This window comes from Mycobacterium sp. 3519A, assembly GCF_900240945.1.
Lineage (GTDB): Bacteria > Actinomycetota > Actinomycetes > Mycobacteriales > Mycobacteriaceae > Mycobacterium.
Window position 1 is genome coordinate 951,848 of sequence record NZ_OESG01000012.1, and the last position, 19,706, is coordinate 971,553.

General features: G+C 67.2%; 18 protein-coding genes. 7 read left to right on the forward strand and 11 right to left on the reverse strand.

Features of this window, described 5'->3' with window-relative positions; all coding sequences use genetic code 11:
- Positions 1-24: 24 nt before the first annotated feature.
- On the forward strand, positions 25-1,620 hold the full coding sequence (locus C1A30_RS06710) for a (2,3-dihydroxybenzoyl)adenylate synthase (RefSeq protein ID WP_304442183.1): 1,596 nt from the start codon (positions 25-27) through the stop codon (positions 1,618-1,620).
- On the opposite strand, the gene C1A30_RS06715 is transcribed toward C1A30_RS06710, so the two are convergent.
- On the reverse strand, positions 1,617-2,417 hold the full coding sequence (locus C1A30_RS06715; RefSeq protein ID WP_101947396.1) for a hypothetical protein: 801 nt from the start codon (positions 2,415-2,417) through the stop codon (positions 1,617-1,619). The genes C1A30_RS06710 and C1A30_RS06715 overlap by 4 nt on opposite strands.
- A 96-nt stretch (positions 2,418-2,513) precedes the next feature.
- Positions 2,514-3,338 (reverse strand): family 16 glycosylhydrolase, encoded by an 825-nt coding sequence (locus C1A30_RS06720; RefSeq protein WP_369974098.1) that lies wholly within the window; start codon positions 3,336-3,338, stop codon positions 2,514-2,516.
- Positions 3,339-3,403: 65 nt separating this feature from the next.
- Here C1A30_RS06720 and C1A30_RS06725 point away from each other — a divergent pair, with 65 nt between their 5' ends.
- Positions 3,404-4,780: an MFS transporter gene (locus tag C1A30_RS06725; protein WP_101947398.1), complete on the forward strand. Its 1,377-nt coding sequence runs from the start codon at positions 3,404-3,406 to the stop codon at positions 4,778-4,780.
- On the opposite strand, the gene C1A30_RS06730 is transcribed toward C1A30_RS06725, so the two are convergent.
- The 3 genes from C1A30_RS06730 to C1A30_RS06740 are packed head-to-tail and all read right to left on the reverse strand — an operon-like array spanning position 4,764 to position 8,571.
- On the reverse strand, positions 4,764-5,633 hold the full coding sequence (locus C1A30_RS06730) for a PhzF family phenazine biosynthesis protein (protein WP_101947399.1): 870 nt from the start codon (positions 5,631-5,633) through the stop codon (positions 4,764-4,766). The two genes, C1A30_RS06725 and C1A30_RS06730, sit on opposite strands and share 17 nt — an antisense overlap.
- 13 nt (positions 5,634-5,646) lie before the next feature.
- Positions 5,647-8,181 carry an RNA helicase gene (locus tag C1A30_RS06735; RefSeq protein WP_101947400.1) on the reverse strand — a complete coding sequence of 845 codons (2,535 nt, stop codon included), beginning with the start codon at positions 8,179-8,181 and terminating at the stop codon, positions 5,647-5,649.
- 6 nt (positions 8,182-8,187) lie between these two features.
- Entirely contained in the window at positions 8,188-8,571 is a 384-nt protein-coding gene (locus C1A30_RS06740) for a nuclear transport factor 2 family protein (RefSeq protein ID WP_101947401.1), read from the reverse strand.
- A 47-nt stretch (positions 8,572-8,618) separates the two neighbouring features.
- On the opposite strand from C1A30_RS06740, the gene C1A30_RS06745 reads away from it, so the two are divergent.
- Positions 8,619-9,479 (forward strand): LLM class F420-dependent oxidoreductase, encoded by an 861-nt coding sequence (locus tag C1A30_RS06745; RefSeq protein WP_101947695.1) that lies wholly within the window; start codon positions 8,619-8,621, stop codon positions 9,477-9,479.
- 87 nt (positions 9,480-9,566) lie between these two features.
- Here C1A30_RS06745 and C1A30_RS06750 read toward each other — a convergent pair whose 3' ends face one another.
- Genes C1A30_RS06750 through C1A30_RS06760 form a run of 3 tightly spaced genes read right to left on the reverse strand, consistent with a single transcriptional unit; the run spans position 9,567 to position 14,430 of the window.
- The gene (locus tag C1A30_RS06750) at positions 9,567-10,907 is read right to left on the reverse strand and encodes a salicylate synthase (RefSeq protein WP_101947402.1); all 1,341 of its coding nucleotides are present in this window, start codon (positions 10,905-10,907) and stop codon (positions 9,567-9,569) included.
- Positions 10,908-10,921: 14 nt separating this feature from the next.
- Positions 10,922-12,658 carry an ABC transporter ATP-binding protein gene (locus C1A30_RS06755; RefSeq protein WP_101947696.1) on the reverse strand — a complete coding sequence of 579 codons (1,737 nt, stop codon included), beginning with the start codon at positions 12,656-12,658 and terminating at the stop codon, positions 10,922-10,924.
- Positions 12,655-14,430, reverse strand: coding sequence for an ABC transporter ATP-binding protein (locus C1A30_RS06760; protein ID WP_101947403.1), 1,776 nt, complete (start codon positions 14,428-14,430; stop codon positions 12,655-12,657). The genes C1A30_RS06755 and C1A30_RS06760 overlap by 4 nt, the downstream gene beginning before the upstream one ends.
- Positions 14,431-14,609: 179 nt before the next feature.
- On the opposite strand from C1A30_RS06760, the gene C1A30_RS06765 reads away from it, so the two are divergent.
- A complete protein-coding gene (locus C1A30_RS06765; RefSeq protein WP_101947404.1) occupies positions 14,610-14,876 on the forward strand; it encodes a hypothetical protein in 267 nt (88 codons plus the stop codon).
- Here C1A30_RS06765 and C1A30_RS06770 read toward each other — a convergent pair.
- Positions 14,860-15,564: a hypothetical protein gene (locus tag C1A30_RS06770; RefSeq protein ID WP_101947405.1), complete on the reverse strand. Its 705-nt coding sequence runs from the start codon at positions 15,562-15,564 to the stop codon at positions 14,860-14,862. The genes C1A30_RS06765 and C1A30_RS06770 overlap by 17 nt on opposite strands.
- On the reverse strand, positions 15,561-16,076 hold the full coding sequence (locus C1A30_RS06775) for a sigma-70 family RNA polymerase sigma factor (RefSeq protein WP_101947406.1): 516 nt from the start codon (positions 16,074-16,076) through the stop codon (positions 15,561-15,563). The genes C1A30_RS06770 and C1A30_RS06775 overlap by 4 nt, the downstream gene beginning before the upstream one ends.
- 160 nt (positions 16,077-16,236) lie before the next feature.
- Here C1A30_RS06775 and C1A30_RS06780 point away from each other — a divergent pair, with 160 nt between their 5' ends.
- Complete coding sequence (locus C1A30_RS06780) at positions 16,237-16,482, forward strand: hypothetical protein (RefSeq protein WP_235009668.1); 246 nt, start codon at positions 16,237-16,239, stop codon at positions 16,480-16,482.
- Here C1A30_RS06780 and hemW read toward each other — a convergent pair.
- Positions 16,479-17,651 (reverse strand): radical SAM family heme chaperone HemW, encoded by a 1,173-nt coding sequence (gene hemW / locus C1A30_RS06785; RefSeq protein WP_101947408.1) that lies wholly within the window; start codon positions 17,649-17,651, stop codon positions 16,479-16,481. The two genes, C1A30_RS06780 and hemW, sit on opposite strands and share 4 nt — an antisense overlap.
- Positions 17,652-17,823: 172 nt before the next feature.
- On the opposite strand from hemW, the gene C1A30_RS36495 reads away from it, so the two are divergent.
- Positions 17,824-17,919, forward strand: coding sequence for an Ms4527A family Cys-rich leader peptide (locus tag C1A30_RS36495; protein ID WP_369974099.1), 96 nt, complete (start codon positions 17,824-17,826; stop codon positions 17,917-17,919).
- Between the two features lie 109 nt (positions 17,920-18,028).
- Positions 18,029-19,699: a nitrite/sulfite reductase gene (locus C1A30_RS06790; RefSeq protein WP_101947409.1), complete on the forward strand. Its 1,671-nt coding sequence runs from the start codon at positions 18,029-18,031 to the stop codon at positions 19,697-19,699.
- The last annotated feature ends 7 nt before the right edge of the window (positions 19,700-19,706 follow it).

Here is a 19,706-nt window from a genome sequence, read left to right on the forward strand (position 1 = left end):
TGGAGGCTACCCTATATTCGAGCCGTGAAAAGCCCTACGTCAGCCACTGCGCACCCCACCTCGCTCGCCGGTTTCATCCCGTTTCCACCCGCCCGCGCGACCGCCTACCGCGCCGCGGGCCTCTGGCAGGGGCGCCCGCTGGACTCCGTGCTGCGGGACGCCGCGACCGCGTGGCCGGACCGGGTGGCCGTGGTCGACCGCGACAGCAGCCACACGTATGCCGAACTCGACGACCTCGCCGACCGCGCCGCCACCGGCTTTTCCGGTATGCGCATCGCGCCCGGGCATCGCGTGCTGCTACAACTGCCCAACTCGTGCCGATTCGCGGTGACGCTGTTCGGGCTGTTGCGCGCGGGTGCCGTCCCCGTGATGTGCCTGCCCGGACACCGACTGGCCGAGCTGTCCCACTTCGCGGAGGTGAGCAACGCGAGAGCCATCGTGATCGACGACACCGCAACAGGTTTCGACTACCACACGATGGCCGAGGAGTTGGTACGGGCACACCCGATGACGGTCATCACCGACCTGGCCACCGAATCTTGTGCGCCCGCAACGGTTGACGTCGACACGGAGGCACCCGCGTTGCTGTTGGTGTCGGGCGGTACCACCGGCGCGCCGAAGCTCATCCCCCGCACACACGACGACTACGTCTACAACTTCTCGGCGAGCGCACGACTGTGCGGGCTGACCGGCGATGACGTCTACCTGGTCACGCTTCCTGCAGCGCACAACTTCCCGTTGGCGTGTCCCGGCCTGCTTGGCGCGATGTCCGTCGGCGCCACAACGGTTTTCCTCACCGATCCGAGCCCGGAGTCGGCGTTCGGGGTGATCGCGCGGCACGGCGTCACCGCCACCGCGCTGGTGCCTGCGCTGGCGAAGTTGTGGGCGCAGGCATGTGAGTGGGAACCGCAGCGGCCGACGTCGTTGCGGTTGCTGCAGGTCGGGGGTGCCAAACTGGGTGCCGCCGATGCGGCGGCAGTTCGCGCGGCGCTGACACCGGGCCTGCAGCAGGTGTTCGGGATGGCCGAAGGCCTGCTGAACTACACCCGCCTCGACGACCCGGCCGAGGTCGTGGACCGCACACAAGGCCGGCCGTTGTCCGAGCACGACGAACTGAAGGTGGTGGACGATGCCGGTGTCGAGGTGGCCGACGGCGACGAGGGCGAATTGCTGGTGCGCGGGCCGTACACGCTGAACGGATACTTCAACGCGCCGAGCGCGAACGAGCGGTCGTTCACCCCCGACGGCTTCTACCGCACGGGCGACCGCGTGCGCCGGTTCGCCGACGGCTATCTCGAAGTCACCGGCCGGATCAAGGACGTGATCGTGCGCGCCGGTGAGAACGTGTCGGCGCTCGACCTGGAGGAGCACCTGCTGACCCATCCGTCGATCTGGGCCGCCGCCGCGGTGGGAATTCCCGACGAGTATCTCGGCGAAAAAATCTGCGCCGCAGTTGTTTTCAATGGACCACCGGTTACGTTGGCCGAGCTGGACACGTACCTCGAGCGGCGCGGCGTTGCGGTACATGGCCGCCCGGACGTGCTGGCGCCGATGTCGACCTTGCCCACCACCGCGGTCGGCAAGGTCGACAAGAAGGCGATCGTGCGCGAGCTTTCCTAGGACGTGATCCAATCCTCGGGTTCGCCCCAACTGGCGCCGGCGTGGAAGAAGCCGTGCTCGTCGTTCGACGTGGTGAGGCGGATCCTGGTCCTACCCTCGCCGGGCCCGTAGGTCTGAAATCCGACGCCGTGGCCAGGAAGGACGTTGATCACGGTGGTGTAGATCGATTCCCACACGCCGCCTTCCTGTTTGTTCAGGATCTCGTAAAGCCCGTCCACCGTGGGAAAATGCGATTCGGGTGCGCACATCGCGCAGGACCGCGCCGGTGACTCGCCGGTGATCACACTCCATCCCGTCCACAGTTCGAAGTACCCGTACGGGTTGACCACGCCGTGGCCCAGTGAGAAGTAATTCCAGTTCGCGCCGAAGTTCCCGACGCACAGTTCCACATCGCCGTAGTCGGTGGGCAGGTCGAGATTCGGCCCGGCCCACAGCGGCAGCGGAAGTGCCCGCGGCGCGGGCGTGAACACGCCTCGCGTCGCCAGCGCGCGGTGATGGCGCACCAGGACATCGGGCGCCCGCTCCCCGGTTTCGAAGGCGAGATACAACTCCAGCGGCGACAGCATCGACGCCGCCGGGCTGCGGCCGCGTGAGACGCGGGGACGGTCGTAAATCACTGCGATGTCAGGGTTTTCACTGCTGCGTGACAAATTCACCAGCTGCACCCCCACGCCGGTCGACGCCATCAATTGTGCGACGACGTCCGGTTCCCTGGCCGGGTACCTGGCGGAGTCGTCGTCGCGGACGAGCCACTCGCGCGGCACTTGCGTCGTGGTGTGGTCGTGTGTGGTTGTCATGGTGCTTCCTTTCCTCAAGGCGCGGCCTTCAGATGGGCCGCGTCATGGGTTAGGAGCAACAACCCCTGCCGACTCTGACGCTTTCCAGTGGCGGGCCTACCAGACGCGCACGTAGTCGACCAGCATGTCGGCCGGGTAGGTGCCAGGACCGGGATCGCCGCCGCCCGATCCGGCGACCGCGAGATTCACGATCGGAAACAGCGTGTAACCGGGTTCGTTGAAATGCCAGTCCGGCAGCGAATTCGCCGCCACGCTGAAATACGGCTGGGCGCCGTCGGTGTAGTCCTTCCAGAACCGCATTCCGGCGGTGTCCCATTGCACGCGCCAGGTGTGCCAACCGCTGTCGACGGTGATGCCCTGCGAGACGTGTTCACCGCCGTTCAACAGTGCATGCACCGTGGTGCCCGCGGCCCAGTGGCCGTTGCCGTACCACTCCATCAGGTCGACTTCGCCGCCGTTTTGCGGATTGTTGTTGGCCAGGTACCACGCCGGCCAGCATCCGGGGGTCAGGCAGTTGAGCTTGATCCGGGCTTCCCACGTGGTGCCGATGGGTCCCCGGTACTTACCGAACAGTTTGCCGCTGTAGTAGGTGTTGCCGTCCTTGGCGGCGCGGAACACCAGGTTGGACTTGCCGTCGAGGAAGACGTTCCTGCGGTCGTCGCGGTACTGGCCGACGTTCTCCGGTAACTCCCAGAACGTGGGGTCTTCCATGCTTTCGCGCTCCGTCGCCGTCTCCCATTTCGATGCGTCGGGGGCCGAACCGGCCGGCCCGTCGAACTCGTCCTGGAAAAGGTAGCCACGCGGGGGCGGCGCGGAGGGTGGTGGCACCGATCCAGCAGGGGCGGCACCGGCGCTCGGGGCGGGCATCGCGGCCGCCAGCGCGGCGATACCGGCCAGCGAGATCGCGTTGCGGCGATTCATGTTGGACACCCCAACAGGAAAGCGGGTCTGCCCGCCTGGCGCAAATGTCGGTTACCGTCCTGCGAATGAGCGATGAGTTGACGGCACACAGCACGACGGGTCCGACACGCGCTCCGACCAGCACCAGACGGGCAGTGCTCAACACGGTCAGAGGCTCCGCGGGGAACCTGGTCGAGTGGTACGACGTCTACGTCTACACCGTGTTCGCCTCGTATTTCGAGGCGCAGTTCTTCGACGAGAACGACACCAACTCGACGGTGTACATCTATGCGATCTTCGCGGTCACCTTCGTGATGCGACCGATCGGATCGTGGTTCTTCGGCCGCTACGCCGACCGTCGGGGCCGCAAGGCCGCGCTGATGCTCAGCATCACGATCATGTCGGCCTGTTCGTTCCTGGTGGCGGTGATGCCGACGCGCGAGGTGCTCGGCTACTGGGCGGCGGTGATCCTGGTGATCGCCCGGTTGGTGCAGGGATTCGCCACCGGCGGGGAGTACGGGACATCCGCGACGTACATGTCCGAAGCGGCGACGGCGAATCGGCGGGGTTTCCTGTCGTCGTTTCAATACGTCACCCTCATCGGCGGTCACGTGCTGGCGCAGTTCACCCTTCTGATCGCACTTCACTTCCTCGACGACGACGCCCTGCACGCCTGGGGGTGGCGGATCGGCTTCTTCATCGGTGGTGTCGCCGCGCTGGTGGTGTTGTGGATTCGCCGGTCGATGGACGAATCGCTCAGCGAGTCGCATCTGGAGTCCATCCGCGAGGGCAAGGACCGGGCGGCGGGTTCGGTCAAGACGCTGTTCACCGTGCACTGGCGGCCGCTGCTGTTGGTGTTCCTCATCACCGCGGGCGGCACCATCGCGTTCTACACCTACAGCATCAACGCACCCGCAATCGTCAAGTCCACCTTCGGTTCTGACCGTTCGTTGACGGCCACCTGGGTGAACCTGATCAGCTTGATCTTCCTGATGCTGCTGCAACCCGTTGGCGGCCTCGTCAGCGACCGGATCGGCCGCAAGCCGCTGCTGGTCTTCTTCGGGGTCGCAGGCGTCCTCTACACCTACGTCCTGCTGACGTTTCTCCCGAAGACCGACTCGGCGATCACCGCCTTCGCGCTGGTGTGCGTCGGCTACATCATTCTCACCGGCTACACCTCGGTCAACGCGATCGTGAAGGCCGAGTTGTTCCCCGCTGAAATCCGGGCGCTGGGAGTCGGATTGGGTTATGCGGTGGCCAATTCGGTGTTCGGGGGCACCGCGCCGATGCTCTATCAGGCGGCCAAGCCCGACCACATCACGTTGTTCATCGGCTACGTCACCGTGGTGATCGGCGTGAGCCTGTTGGTCTACATCTTCGCGTTGAAGAACAAGGGCGAAACGGTGCTGGACCGCGAGCAGGGCAGCGCGTGGGCGGTGCCTGCGGTCAGGGAAGCACGTTGAGCCGGCCCGAGCCCACCAGTACGACGTCGCCGCCGACCCTGGTGTAAACGCCGCCGTCGGCGCTGCGCGCCGAAATGCTGATCCGCGACGGGCGACCCATGAAGCGGCCCTGATGTAACTCGGCGCCTCGACCGTCGGCGAGCAGGCCGTGACGGTGCAGGTAGGCGGCCACGCAACCCGCCGCACTGCCGGTCGCCGCATCCTCGACGACACCGTCGTTGTTCCAGTGCCTGCCCTCTGCCGCGTCGACGTCGAGCAGATAGGCGTATTGCGCCCCGATTTCGGCCAGCGCCGCGTCGAGTTCGCGTTCGACGATGCGGGCGCCCGCGAGCGCTCCGCGCCGCAGCGGCACGATCAGGTAGCGCAGACCGGTGGACACCACTTCCAGCGGCAGGCGGCTGTCGAGGTCGGCGGTGTGCACCGAGAACCACGACGCCACCTGTGCGCGTGACACACTCGCGGGTTCGCCGAGGAACTGCGCCTGCGTTTCGGGTAGCGCCGCGTGAAAGGCGTTCGGGCTGCGACGCTCGGTCTCGACGGCCAGCGCACCGGATGTCAGTTCCAGAGTCCAGTGTCCGTGGACGTCGTCACCGGCATACCGGTGATGAAGGGCCGCCGCCGCGCCGAGCACCGGATGGCCCGCGAAGTCGAGCTCGGTGAACAGGTCGAAGATGTGCGCTCGCCAATGTGCCTGTGTCTCAGTGTGTTTCAGGAAGATGGATTCGAACTGCCGTAGTTCTCGTGTGATGTGGGCCATCTGGTCGGCGTCGAGGTCGTCGGCGTCGGGGAAGACGGGCAGGCTGTTGCCGCGGTACGGCGTCGAGGTGAACACGTCGACGAGCTGATAATCCATCTCGCGCCCCCGTCTAGTCCAGCCGCCCGGCATCGAGCATCCGAATGACAGGGGCGCCTTCCTCGTCGGAGGCCTCGAGGTCGACCTCGACGTCGAAACCCCAGTCGTGGTCGCCTGCGGGGTCGTCGAGGATCTGTCGCAGCCGCCACACACCGGGTTGCCGGTCGATGATCAGCAGGGCCGGTCCTCTGGCGTCGGCCCCGGTGCCGACGTCGTCGTGCTCGGTGAAGTACGCGTCGATGACGTCGTCCCACCGTTCGGAGGTCCATCCGGATCCGGCGTCCAACTGCGCCAGTTCGTCGCTTCTGCGCCGCGCGAACAACTGCACACGTTTGAACAGCGCGTTGCGCACCATCGCGGTGAACGCGCGTTCGTTGCCGGTCAGCGGGCGCGGGCGGGCAGGCACCGCGACAGGTGTCTGCAGCGGCTCGTCGGGGTTGGTCAGCTGCTCCCATTCGTCGAGCAGGCTCGAATCCACTTGGCGAACAAGCTCGCCGAGCCACTCGACGATGTCGGTCACTTCGTCGGTGCGCGCCGACGTCGGCACTCCGGAACGCAGCGCCTTGAACGCGTCGGAGAGGTAACGCAGCACCGCACCCTCCGACCGGGCCAGTCCGTAGGCGCTGACGAACTCCCGGAACGTCAAGGCACGCTCCCACATCTCGCGCACCACCGACTTCGGCGACAGTCGCCCGTCCGCCGCCCACGGATTGCTCTGCAGATAGACGTCGAAGGCATGGTCGAGCAGCTCCGCGAGCGGCTTGGGATAGCTGACGTCGTCGAGCAGTTCGATGCGCTCCTCGTATTCGATGCCGTCGGCCTTCATCTGCGCGACAGCCTCTCCCCTGGCCTTCTTCAGCTGGGCCGCGAGGATCGGGCGCGGGTCCTCCAGCGTGGCCTCGATGACCGAAACTACGTCCAGCGCAAAGGTTTCCGACGCCGGGTCGAGCATGTCGACGGCGGCCAGCGCGAACGTCGACAGCGGCTGGTACAGCGCGAAGTCGGGCGGAAGGTCGACGGTCAGCCGGTAGCGCCGCCCGTCGGGCTCGGGCTCGGCGAGCCGCTCCACGACGCCGGCCTGCAGCAGCGAGCGGGCGATGCCGACCGCTTCCCGGATGTGGGCAAGCTGCCGCTTGCGCGGCTCGTGGTTGTCGGTGAGCAGCCTGCGCATCGCGGTGAAGGGATCGCCTGGCCGGTCGACGACGTCGAGGATCATCGCCGTGGACACCCGCATGTTGCTGGTCAGCGGTTCCGGCGCGGCGTCGACCAGCCGCGTCATGGTCGATTCGCTCCACGGCACCATGCCCTCGGGGGCCTTGCGGCGCACCAGCTTTCGTCGCTTCTTGGGGTCGTCGGCGACCTTGGCGAACTGTTTGAGGTTCTCCACTTCGTGGTCGGGGGCCTGGACGACGACGGTGCCCGCGGTGTCGTAGCCCGCCCGGCCGGCGCGGCCTGCGATCTGATGGAACTCGCGGGCGTTCAGCAGCCGGGTGCGGGTGCCGTCGTACTTCGACAGCGCCGAGAACACGACGGTGCGGATCGGCACGTTGATGCCGACGCCGAGAGTGTCTGTGCCACAGATGACTTTGAGCAGCCCGGCCTGCGCCAGCTGTTCGACCAGTCGCCGGTATTTGGGCAGCATCCCGGCGTGGTGGACGCCGATCCCGTGCCGGACGAGACGCGACAGCGTGGCCCCGAACGTCGACGAGAACCGGAAGCCGCCGATCAACTCGGCGATCGCCTTCTTCTCCTCCTTGGTGCACACGTTGACGCTCATCAGGGCCTGCGCGCGCTCGAGCGCTGACGCCTGGGTGAAGTGCACGACGTAGATCGGGGCCTGTTTGGTGTCGAGCAGGTCGCTGATCGTCTCGTGCATGGGGGTGGTCGCATACGAGTAGAACAACGGGACCGGGCGCTCGGCATTGGCGACCAGCGCGGTCGGCCTGCCGGTGCGGCGGGTGAGGTCATTGCGCAGAAACGTGACGTCGCCGAGCGTCGCCGACATCAGCAGAAACTGCGCCTTCGGCAGTTCCAGCAGCGGCACCTGCCAGGCCCAACCGCGGTCGGGATCGCCGTAGAAGTGGAATTCGTCCATGACCACCAGGCCGATGGGGGCGTCCGCGCCCTCACGCAACGCAATGTTGGCCAGCACCTCGGCGGTGCAGGCGATGATCGGCGCTCCCGCGTTGACCGCGGCGTCGCCGGTGAGCATGCCGACATTGGCGGCGCCGAACACGTCGCACAGCGCGAAGAACTTCTCGCTGACCAACGCCTTGATCGGCGCGGTGTAGTAGCTGCGCCGCCCCGCCGCCAGCGCTGCGTACAGCGCGCCGGTGGCCACCAGCGACTTACCCGATCCGGTCGGCGTGGCCAGCACGACGTTCGCGCCGCTGACCAATTCGATCAGGGCTTCCTCCTGCGCCGGGTACAGCGCGGTGCCCTGCGCCTCGGCCCACGCCGCGAAGGCGGTGAACAGTTCGTCGGCGTCGCCGCCCAACGCGTGCAGCGCGGACAGGTCGGCGGGATCGTCGAGAAGCGGTGACGCCATGACGCGTCAGCGCCGCGGCGGCGGCTGGGAGCCGGCGTCTTCGGGATCGACCTCGACGGCATACGAGGTGATGGCCGTGATCTGGTCGTCGTCGAACTCGTAGATGTCGCAACTGGCGACCGCGGTCATGCCGTCGGGCCGGGTGTAGCGGGCGAAGGTGTCGACGGCGACGGTGTCGGCGCCCGCCGCGACCACGCAGCGGTCGTAGGTCGTGGTGGTGCCTTCGAGGCTTTCGAGGGTCTCGCGGCAGGTGTGCCGCACCGCATCGGCGCCTTCGAGCACCATGTACCCGACGATGGTCCAGCGCACGTCCTTGGCAAGGTGCGGCAGGGCCTCGTCGAACCGATGCTCGGAAAACGCAAGGCCGACGGCGCCGGGATCGAATGCCATGTGCCGACGGTAGCGTGAGTGTCTCGGCGAATGGAAAGGATGTGCGGGTGCAGCTATCGGGTGTCGGCGTGTGGAGTGGTCAGCTGGAATACGGCGACGCCGGACAGGTAGCCGACGCCGCCGCCGAGTTGGAGGAGTTGGGGTACACCGCGCTGTGGGTGCCCGACATCGGCGGTCCGGTGCTTGGGGCCGTCGAGCACCTGCTCGCATCGACCAAACAGGCGGTGATCGCGACCGGCATCCTGAACCTGTGGATGCACGAGGCAGCCGATGTCGCCGCCTGGTACGCATCGGTGACCCGGTCACATGGTGAGCGCATGCTGCTCGGCATCGGCTGCAGTCATGCGCCGCTGATCGACGCCACCGAGCCAGGCCGCTACCGCAAACCGCTGGCGGCGACGCGCGCGTTCCTCGACGCCATCGACGCCAGCGAGACGCCGGTGCCGGTGAGCAACCGGGTGCTGGCCGCGCTGGGGCCCAAGATGCTGGAGTTGTCGGCACGACGCGCGCGCGGCGCGCATCCGTATCTCGTCACCCCCGACCACACCCGCACCGCTCGCGAGGTGCTCGGCGACGGGCCGCTGCTGCTGCCTGAGCAGACGGTGTTGTTGACTGATAGCCGCGACGACGCCCGCGCAGTCGGAACCGATTGGCTGCGTACGTATCTCGTGCTGCCGAACTACGCCAACAACTTGTTGCGCTCCGGCTTCACGCAGGACGACATCGACTCGGTCAGCGACCGGTTGTTCGACGCGATCATCGCGTGGGGCGATGAGGAGGCGATCGCGAGGCGGGTCGACGAACACCGGCAGGCCGGCGCCGACCACGTCTGCATCCAAGCGCTCACCGCCAACCCGCGCGAGTTCCCACGCGAACAGTGGCGCCGCCTGGCGCCCGCGCTCACCTAGCGACAGCACGCGGCCGGGGTGTCGGCGCCCTCACCGCGGCGGAGCAGGCGGCGCGACCGGAGGCACCGGTGGCGGGTTGTGACCGCGTCAGACGCGCGGCACCAGGTGCGGCGCGAGCGTCGTCAGCTTCTCGCACGTCTCCTCGAACTCGCGATCAGGTGTCGACGCCGCGATGATGCCCGCCCCGGCGCGCAACCACGTCCTGCCTTGCGCCTCGTAGGCAGAACGCAGCGCCAGCGCGGCGTCCATTCCACCATCGGCCGAAAACATCACCACCGCACCGGAATACAGACCGCGCGGGCCTTCGTCGAGGCGCAGTATCGCGTCGACACTCTCCGCCTTGGGAATACCGGAGGCGGTGACCGCGGGGAACAGCGCCTCCAGCGCATCCATCCGGTCCTTCGACGGATGCAGCCGCGCGCCGACCGTCGACCCGAGATGCTGCACACTCCCCCGCTCCCGCACCGTCATGAAGTCTTTCACCACGGCGGTACCGGGCTCGGCGACCTCGGCGATCTCCTGCAGCGAGCTGCGCACCGAGATTGCATGTTCGACAATCTCTTTGGAGTTCGACTCCAAGTCGTCGCGGGCCGCCTTGTCCTTGTCCTCACCGCGACCGAATGCGCGGGTGCCCGCCAACGGCTCGGTCACCACAACCCCGTCATGGTGGACGGCGGCGACGAGCTCGGGGCTGTAGCCGAGCGCCCGCAGACCGCCGAGTCGCAACAGGAACGAGCGGGCCGGCGTGTTGTGCCTTCGGCCCACGCGGTAGCTCGCGGGGAAGTCCAATGCGAACGGCACATCGACCCGCCGCGACAGGATCACCTTCTGATACCGGCCACCGACGATCTCGTCGATCGCGGTGCGCACGCGGCCCCGGTAGCCGCCCGCGTCGTTGTGCACATTGATCGGATTCGCATGTGTCGCCGCCGGGATCCCGTCGGCCAGCAGTCGCTGTAGCACGTCGAGATGACGCTCGTCGGCGTTGCACACCACCACTTCGGAATGCGTCACGATCACCTGTGTCCGCGGTGCGAAGATCCGCGCGAGCGGCGTACCCGCGGGCAGCGCCCGTTGCAACCCGAACTTGTAGGCGCCGAACTCGAATGCGACCCAACCGAATACCTGCTCGGTCTCCAACAGCAGCCGGTCGATCGCTTCGCCCAGTACTTCCGCCGGACGGCCGGACCAGGTTTGGCGCTGGACGCCGTCGGCCGTCACCCTCAGTTCGTCGCTGTCCAGTTCGACGAGCACGCGCACGCCACTGGCCAGGATCCAGCGGCCCTCGTGCTCGTAGACCAGGTAGTCTTCGTCGGCGCGTTCGGGCAGCGCGGAGGCGAGTTCGGCCACCAGATCAGCGGGCGTGATGCCCGGCGGCACCACGAACGACAGACTCTCCGAGCTTGTCTCGACGCTTACGTCAGTCACATCAGTGTCCTTCTCTACGTGGCGCTGCCGGCCATCGACCAACCCGTCGCGGAAGCGCGTTGGGCCCAGAACTCGGCGTATTGACCGCCGCGTGTGATCAGTTCGGCATGAGTACCGCTGTCTTCGACCGTGCCGTCGGCGGAGAGCACGACGATGTCGTCGGCGGCGGTCACCGTCGACAGCTTGTGCGCGATGACGATCACGGTGCTGCCGGCGGCCAACCGCCGGATCGAGTCGGCGACATGGTCCTCGTTCTCCGGGTCCAACGCACTGGTTGCCTCGTCGAACAACACGATCGGCGCGTTCTTCAGCAGGGCTCTGGCGATCGAGACGCGTTGGCGTTCACCACCGGACAGCGCCACGCCGCCCTCCCCGACCCGAGCCTGTCTGCCCGCGGGCAGCCGTTCGATCACCGGCAGCAGTCCGGCGGTGCGTGCCGCCTCTTCCACCTCGGCGTCACTGGCGTCGGGCCTGCCGATGCGGATGTTCGCCCAGAGCGTGTCGTCGAACAGATAGACGTCCTGGAACACCAGCGACAACTGCGCCATCAGATCGGCCGTCGACTGGTCGCGCACGTCGACGCCGCCGACACGGACGACTCCGCCGTCGACGTCGTAGAAGCGTGCGATCAACCGGGTGATCGTCGTCTTGCCCGAGCCTGATGGGCCGACCAGCGCGGTCATGGTGCCTGCGTCCGCGGTGAAACTGACGTCGGACAACACCTGCCTGCCGGGATAGCTGAACGCCACGTGGTCCAGTTCGACGCGGCCAGGTGCCGAGACAGGTTGTGGTGCAGCAGGTTCCGGAAGCGCCGGGGTATCGAGCACCGATGTGATGCGCTGCAGTTCCGTGGCGGCCATCCGCATCGCCGAATCGATCTCGGCGAGCGCAGACAGCGGCGACGCGAACCGGGCCGCGAGACCGAGGATCGCGACCAGGGTGATCGGGTTGATGTCGCCGTCGACGGCAAGCCACGCCCCCGCCGCGATGAGCGCGGAGAACACCGCCTGCACGGCGACACCGTTGAGCATCAGGCCGGTCACTGACTGCCACAGCGCACGGCGCCCGACGCGGTGCTGGGTGTCCAGCGCGTCTGCCAACGGAGCGTAGTCGGCGCCCGCACGGCCGAACGCGCGCAGCACCTGCTGGCAGCGGGCGAACTCGAGGACCCGGGTGTTCACCGCCACTGTCGCGTCGTGCGTCTGCGTTTCGGCGGCTGCGATCAAACCGGCGGTGAACCGGGCGCATCCGATCAACACCAGGCCACCGACCGCGGCGACGAGTCCGATGCGCCAGTCGTAGCCGCAGAGTCCGACCACCACCGTCGCGGCGCTGGTGGTGTTGAGCACCATCGGGGTGATCAGGTTGGCGCCACTGGTCCCGACGAAAACCGTGCCCTTGACCGCGATCTGGGACACCCGCCCGACGGTCTCGCGAGTGAACCAGCCGAGCGGCAAGGTCACCATGTGGTCGCCGAGTCGGTGGTGCAGCAACCGCATCGTGGTCAGCGCCATCCGGATGGCCAGGGTGGCCTGCACGTAATGCGTCACTGCCGCGACGACCATGACGGCGGCGAGCACGCCCAGCCATCGCGCCGCGTCGGCGTAGCGCTGGTCGAACAACGCGACAGAGATCGGAACCAGCAGCACCATCGCGACGCCGTGCAACACCCCGTAGCCGGTCACCCACGCCAGGTAGGCATACATGCGGCCCCGCTGCGGACCGAGGATGCGCAGGAACCCGCGGATCACTGCGCCACCGCCCACTCGGTGGCCTGAACTGCCGTGTGGGCCGCCCACATTCGCGCGTACTGCCCGCCGCGTTCCAGCAGCGCCTCGTGTCGGCCCTGTTCAACAACGCGGCCTGCGTCGAGGACGACGATGTTGTCGGCACCGACGATCGAGCCGAGGCGGTGGGCGATGACCAGCACGGTGCGACCCGCGATCAGCCGTGACAGCGCGGCCTGGATCTGCGCCTCGGACTCAGGATCGGCGAATGCGGTCGCCTCGTCGAGCACCAGGATCGGCGTGTCCGCGAGCAGGGCGCGGGCGATGCTGACGCGTTGGGCCTCACCGCCAGAGAAATGTGCGTCCTCGCCGACCACCGAGTCGTATCCCCTTGGCAGCGCGGTGATCCGGTCGTGGATGTACGCCGCCCTGGCGGCGTCGACGATGTTGTCGTGACTCGCATCAGGCCTGCCAAGTCGGATGTTGTCGGCCACGCTGATGCCGAGCAACTGGACGTCCTGCAGCACGAAGCCGACGTGGCGGTACAGCACCGCGGGGCCGATGTCGCGCACGTCGACGCCGCCGACGCGGACGGCACCGTCGGTGGTGTCGTAGAACCGCGGCACCAGCGTGGCCAGTGTCGACTTGCCGCTGCCCGACGGGCCGACCAGAGCGGTGATGGTGCCCGGCGCCAGCGTCAGCGAGACGTCGTGGAGCACCGTCCGCTGGCCGTCGTAGGAGAAGCGGACGTGGTCGAAGCGGATCGAATTGTCCTCGGGTACTTGTGGATCCCGGACATTGGCAAGGGTCGGTGTCTGCAGCAGTCGCTGCAGCCTGCCCGCCGCGGCCTGGGCCTGCTTGGTGATGTGGGTGGAGTATCCGACGGTCAGCACGGCCGCCGGGATGGTCACCGCCACCAGCGTCGAGCCGAGCATGTCGATGGGCGCCACCCATCCGCTGCGCACGAACCAATACCCGCCCGCGAGATTGACCAACAGCAGTAGCGGCGTCTCGATGAAGAGCGCCGTCACCGCCTTCACTCGGACCAACGGACCCATCCAGCCGGCAAAGCTGTCGTTGAATTCGTCGGCCGCATCAGCGAACCGCTTGTGCGCCTTGCCCGCTTCGCCGAACGTCTTCACCACGGAGACACCCGCGATGAACTCGACGATGGTGGCGCTGATCCGTTCGACGCCGCGGTCCAACCGGGCCATCTGGATCCTGGCGTCGCGACCAAGCCACATGTACACCGCGAGATAGACGGGAATGGTGGCGAGCGCGAGCAGCCCGAGCCGCCAGTTCAGGTAGCAGCAGTAGATTAGCCCGAACATCGGGGTGGTCAGCGCACCGGCCTTCTCCACCGCGGAATGCGCCACCAGGTAATGCAATTCGCCGACGTCGTGCTGGACGGCCTTGCGCACCTCACCCGACGAGGTGGTGCTGAACCAGCCAAGCGGAAGCCTGCCAAGCGTGGCCACGATGCGGCGGCGCAGCGACCGCTGGAGGTCGACGTCGGCGAAGTGGGTGATGGTCAACGCCGCTCCACTTGCCAACGTGCGCACCAACAGTGCGCCGATCACCACGGCGACGATCGCCCACACCCGCACCGGATCCACCGACCCGTCGGCGAGCAACGCGCGGCCGAGTTCGACGATGCCGACGAACGGCACGACCGTGGCGGCGGATGCGATCAGTTGGATCCGCTGCGCGCGGCCCATCGAACGGCGCGCCGGGGCGAGCAACTGCTGCAGGGCCAGCGCGTCGAATCTGTTGCGCGGTTGTTGCACGGCCGTCATCCACCCTTCAGCGCCGACATAGGTAAGGTTTGCCTAACCCTAGTGGGCGGACGCCGGAATGTGGGGCCTACCGCAGCCGCCCGCCTATCCGAAGTCAGGTAGTCGACTACGCGTGTCCCCCGCGACCTGCGGCCGTAGCGTTCGATCAACACCAACGGCGCAGGTAGGAGGAACCGAGGATGGTCAACGCAGCCCTCGACTCGGCCGGCGACGAGGCCATCGTCGACATCGTCAAGGACGCGATCAACAGCGGCAAGAGCACGACGCTGTATCTGACCTCGGCACAGTCCATCGCCGTGCGGTCATGGCTGTTGACCCCGGAGGCCGATTCCGTGGTCAAAAGACTCCGCCGCCACAGCGGTTTGGCCATGCTCGCCGGGCGTAACGTCAGCAGGCTGCGGTCCGCTGCCCTCTGGTGCGCCGAGTCGCCTACTGCAGCGTCTTGATCGCCAATGGCTCGTCGGTGCCCGACACCCGAATGTCGACGGTCTTGATCTTCGACGTCGGGATGCTCGTCGCGGCCGACAAGCCGGTCGCTTCGTCGCCTGCAGGCTTCCATGAACCCACCGAGTGCTGCGCGCCGTCGTTCGTCGTCACGACGATGTCGTAGCTGCCGACGTTGCGCGACCAGTCCTTGGTGTACTGGCACGCCCAGTTCAGTTCGGTGCCCCACTTCTTCTCGGTGACAGCGAGTTCGGCGGTGAGTCCACCGCGCGGCGTCGGCTGCATAGCCTGCATCGCCACCGTCTGAGGCGGCGCGGAGTCCGGGAAGACCGTTGCGCCGACGATTGCGCCGGCGATCAACAACGCGGCCGCGGAGCCGACTGCCGCCGCCAGCCAGGTTCGCCGCGTGCGTTGCTGCCGCTTGGCGGCCGCCTGGGCGAGCGAGGCGATGTTGTCGGGACGCTGCTCCGCAGGCGGTGCCCCGGCAAGGTCGGTCAGCGCGACGGCTTCGTCACGGCTGAGCGCGTTGAGAATGCCTGGCATGCCCGCGAACTCGGTCAGTTCGGCGGCCCGCGCCGGGTTGGCGGCCAGATAGCCTTCGTAGGTCCGCCGGTCCTCCAGGCTCAGAGCGCCAAGCACATACGCGGCGTCCCATTCGGCAAGGTCGTCGTCGGATGCGAAATTAGTCACCGCACAACCCCCCTTTCCTGCAACGCGATTCGCAACGCGCGAAGCGCGTAATGAAGCCGGGACTTGACTGTTCCCTCCGGAATACCCTCTTGGCGCGCGATGTCTGCCACTGTCTGGCCGAGATAGTAGGCGCGCACGATCGCGCTGCGATGCTCCGGAGACAACGACAGCAGCGCGTCGGAGAGGATCCACTTGTCGAAAGCCGGACCGATCACGTCCGGCGTTGGCTGCTCGGGCAGGAACTCGCTCTGCAGTTCGCGGGTGTAGCGCGCGCTGCGCCGGTCGTCGATGACCAGATTGCGGGCCACGGTGTACAGCCACTTGCGCACGTTCTCGGGTGGCTGCTGCAGGATTTCAGGCTTGCGCCAGAGTCGCAGCAGCGACTCCTGCACCACATCCTCGGCGAACGGCATGTCTCCTCTGGTCAATCTCAATACGTAGCGCAGCAGCGGTTGGCCGTGCTCGTCGTGCACGGCCCGCAGCAGCGCGGCCTGCTCGGAATCGTCAGTCATGCTTCATGCCCCGCGCATCCCTTGCTCTCGGTCAGCCTTTCGTTGAGCACAACGATGCAACGCGTCCGAATCGTTCAAAGCGATTTGGAAGATTCCACAAGTTCACAAAAAAGTGTCAGATCGAGGTGGGTTCGCGGCACATACAGACATGAGTTCCCTGATGACACGGCGACGGACCGCCCGGATCGCGCGGACCTATGTGATCAGCGATCGCCTGCACGCCGAACGCACCGCTGAAGTGTCCTGCGAGGAGATCGCAGACACCGTGTCCGCATGGTTGGCGGAGTTGGGCACATCCAGCCCCATGGTCGACGACCTTGCACGCGCCGTGGATGCGGGCGATTGGCCCGCCGCCCACTCCATCGGTGACTTCCTGTCCGTCGAGGTGACCGCGATCGCCTGCTAGCTCAGCAGGGTGCGCACGACGGCGTCGGCCAGCAACCGGCCGCGGTCGGTGAGCACCAGCCGATCCCCCCGCAACCCGACCAGACCGTCGGATACCGCGGTCTCGGCGCGCGCCCGTTCGTCGTCGTCCAACACCGCCATCGGCAACCCGTCGCGCAGCCGCAGCCGCAGCATCACGTCCTCGATGTGCCGTGTGCCCGCGTCTAGCTGTTCGAAATCGGCCACCGGCAGCACGCCGTCGGTCAAGGCTTGGGCATATGCGTTGGGGTGCTTGACATTCCACCATCGGGTGGCGTCGACGTAGCCGTGCGCGCCAGGGCCTGCGCCCCACCACTCGCCGCCGTTCCAGTAGCCGATGTTGTGCCTGCACTCCCCGCCGGGTCTGCTCCAATTGGATACCTCGTACCAATCCAAGCCCGCGGCCGACAGCCGCGCGTCGAGCAGTTCGTAGCGCTGCGCCAGCACGTCGTTGTCGGGGGCAGCGATTTCGCCGCGGCGCACCCGGCGGGCCAGCGCGGTGCCGTCCTCGACCACCAGCGCGTAGCCGGACACATGGTCGACGCCCGCGTCGATCGCGGCGTCGACGGAGCGGCGCAGATCGTCGTCGGTCTCCCCCGGTGTGCCGTAGATGAGGTCGAGGTTGACGTGGTCGAAGCCTGCGCCGCGGGCTTCGCTGGCCGCATCGAGCGCCCGGCCCGGCGAGTGCACCCGGTCGAGCACCTTGAGCACGTGCGGGCTCACCGACTGCATGCCGAGCGACAGCCGGGTGAACCCGGCCGTTCGCAGCCGTGCGAAGAAGGCGGGCGAGGTGGACTCCGGGTTCGCCTCCGTCGTCACCTCTGCATCGGCGGCCACCCCGAAGTGCGCGCGGATCGCGTCGAGCACCGCCGCCAGCCCGTCGCCGCCCAACATCGACGGGGTGCCGCCGCCGACGAACACGGTGTCGACCTGCGGCGAGCCCAGCCGCGACGCCGCCAGGCCCAGTTCGGCTCGCAGCGCGTCGAGCCATCCCTGCGGGTTGGCGCCGCCCAGCTCAGTGGGCGTGTAGGTGTTGAAGTCGCAGTAGCCGCACCGCGTCGCGCAGAACGGCACATGGATATAGATGCCGAACGGCCGGCCCGGCGTCGACGCCAGGTCGGGCAGCGCTACCGGCGCCGTTCGGACTGTCATACAGCCAGTCTCCCAGAGCCCGTCGGGCCGAACGTGAACCTGTGTTCGAAGTTTCCGCCGATACGCGTGCGCAAGCTCACGTTCGCAGGGACGTGGGCCGACTTTTACTCATCGCGCGCGCAAAATTCCCCCGGTTAGGGCATATGTCGGTGGCCGTGGCAGAATTGACCGCGTGACCGCCGCCCGCAGCTTCCCCCAGCGCGTATCGCTGGTGGCACGGCGGCATGTCGACTTCAAGCGCGTTTGTACCTGTTGTTGTCTGCCTTGACGTCGTAGACCCGTCCACCTGTAGTTTCAGCTGGCTGCCGGATCTGCGCCACCGGACAGCCACCGGTGAATGATGCGCGGTCCGGCTCCACGAAGGAGCCATACACCTAATGACCACCGCCAAGCCCGTCAAGCGCCCGCGGGGCGAGGGCCAATGGAAGCTCGGCTATCGGGAGCCGCTCAACCCGAACGAGCAGTTCAAAAAAGATGACGACGCGCTGAACGTGCGCAGCCGCATCGTCGACATCTACGCCAAGCAGGGCTACGACAGCATCGACAAGCAGGACCTGCGTGGCCGGATGCGCTGGATGGGCCTGTACACCCAGCGCGAGCAGGGCTACGACGGCACCTGGACCGGCGACGAGAACGCCGATCTGCTCGAGGCCAAGTACTTCATGATGCGGGTGCGATGCGACGGTGGCGCGCTGTCAGCGGCCGCGCTGCGCACCATCGGCGAGATCTCCACCGAGTTCGCCCGCGACACCGCCGACATCAGCGACCGCGAGAACGTGCAGTACCACTGGATCCGGATCGAGGACGTGCCCCAGATCTGGGAGCGGCTGGCCGCGGTGGGCCTGCAGACCACCGAAGCCTGCGGCGACTGCCCCCGCGTCGTCCTCGGCGGGCCGTTGTCCGGCGAATCGCTCGACGAGGTGCTCGACCCGTCGTGGGCGGTCGATGAGATCGTCCGCCGCTACGTCGGCAACCCGTCGTTCTCGAACCTGCCGCGTAAGTACAAGACCGCGATCTCCGGATTGCAGGACGTGGCGCACGAGGTCAACGACATCTCGTTCATCGGCGTCAACCACCCCGAGCATGGTCCCGGCCTGGACATCTGGGTCGGCGGCGGGCTGTCGACCAACCCGATGCTGGCCCAGCGCCTCGGGGCGTGGGTTCCGCTCGAAGAGGTGCCCGACGTCTGGGAGGCGGTCACCTCGGTGTTCCGCGACTACGGCTATCGGCGGCTGCGCAGCAAGGCCCGGCTGAAGTTCCTGATCAAGGACTGGGGTGTCGAAAGATTCCGCCAGGTCGTCGAGGACGAGTACCTGGGCCGCAAGCTGATCGACGGGCCCGCGCCGGAGCCGGTCAAGCATCCCATCGACCACGTCGGTGTGCAGAAGCTGAAGAACGGAAAGAACGCTGTCGGCGTTGCGCCGATCGCGGGCCGGGTGTCGGGCACCATCCTGCAGAAGGTCGCGGACCTGGTCGAGGCGGCGGGATCGGATCGGGTGCGGCTGACGCCGTACCAGAAGCTAGTCATCCTCGATGTGCCCGACGACAAACTCGACGCGCTGGTGGCCGGCCTTGACGCGCTGGGCCTGCCGTCGAATCCGTCGGGGTGGCGCAAGAATCTGATGGCCTGCACCGGCATCGAGTACTGCAAGCTGTCGTTCGCCGAGACACGCGGTCGGGCGCAGGTGCTGGTGCCGGAGCTGGAGAAGCGGCTCGAGGACATCAACGCCCAACTCGACGTGCCGATCACGGTCAACATCAACGGCTGCCCCAACTCGTGTGCCCGCATCCAGGTCGCCGACATCGGGTTCAAGGGCCAGATGGTCGACGACGGCAACGGCAACTCGGTCGAAGGTTTCCAGGTGCACCTTGGCGGCAGCCTCGGCCTGGACAGCGGGTTCGGCCGCAAGCTGCGCCAGCACAAGGTGCTGTCCAGCGAACTGGGCGACTACATCGACAGGGTGGTCCGCAACTTCGTGAAACAACGCGAGCAGGGCGAGCGTTTCGCTACGTGGGCGGTACGAGCAGACGAGGCGGATTTGCGATGAGCGCTTG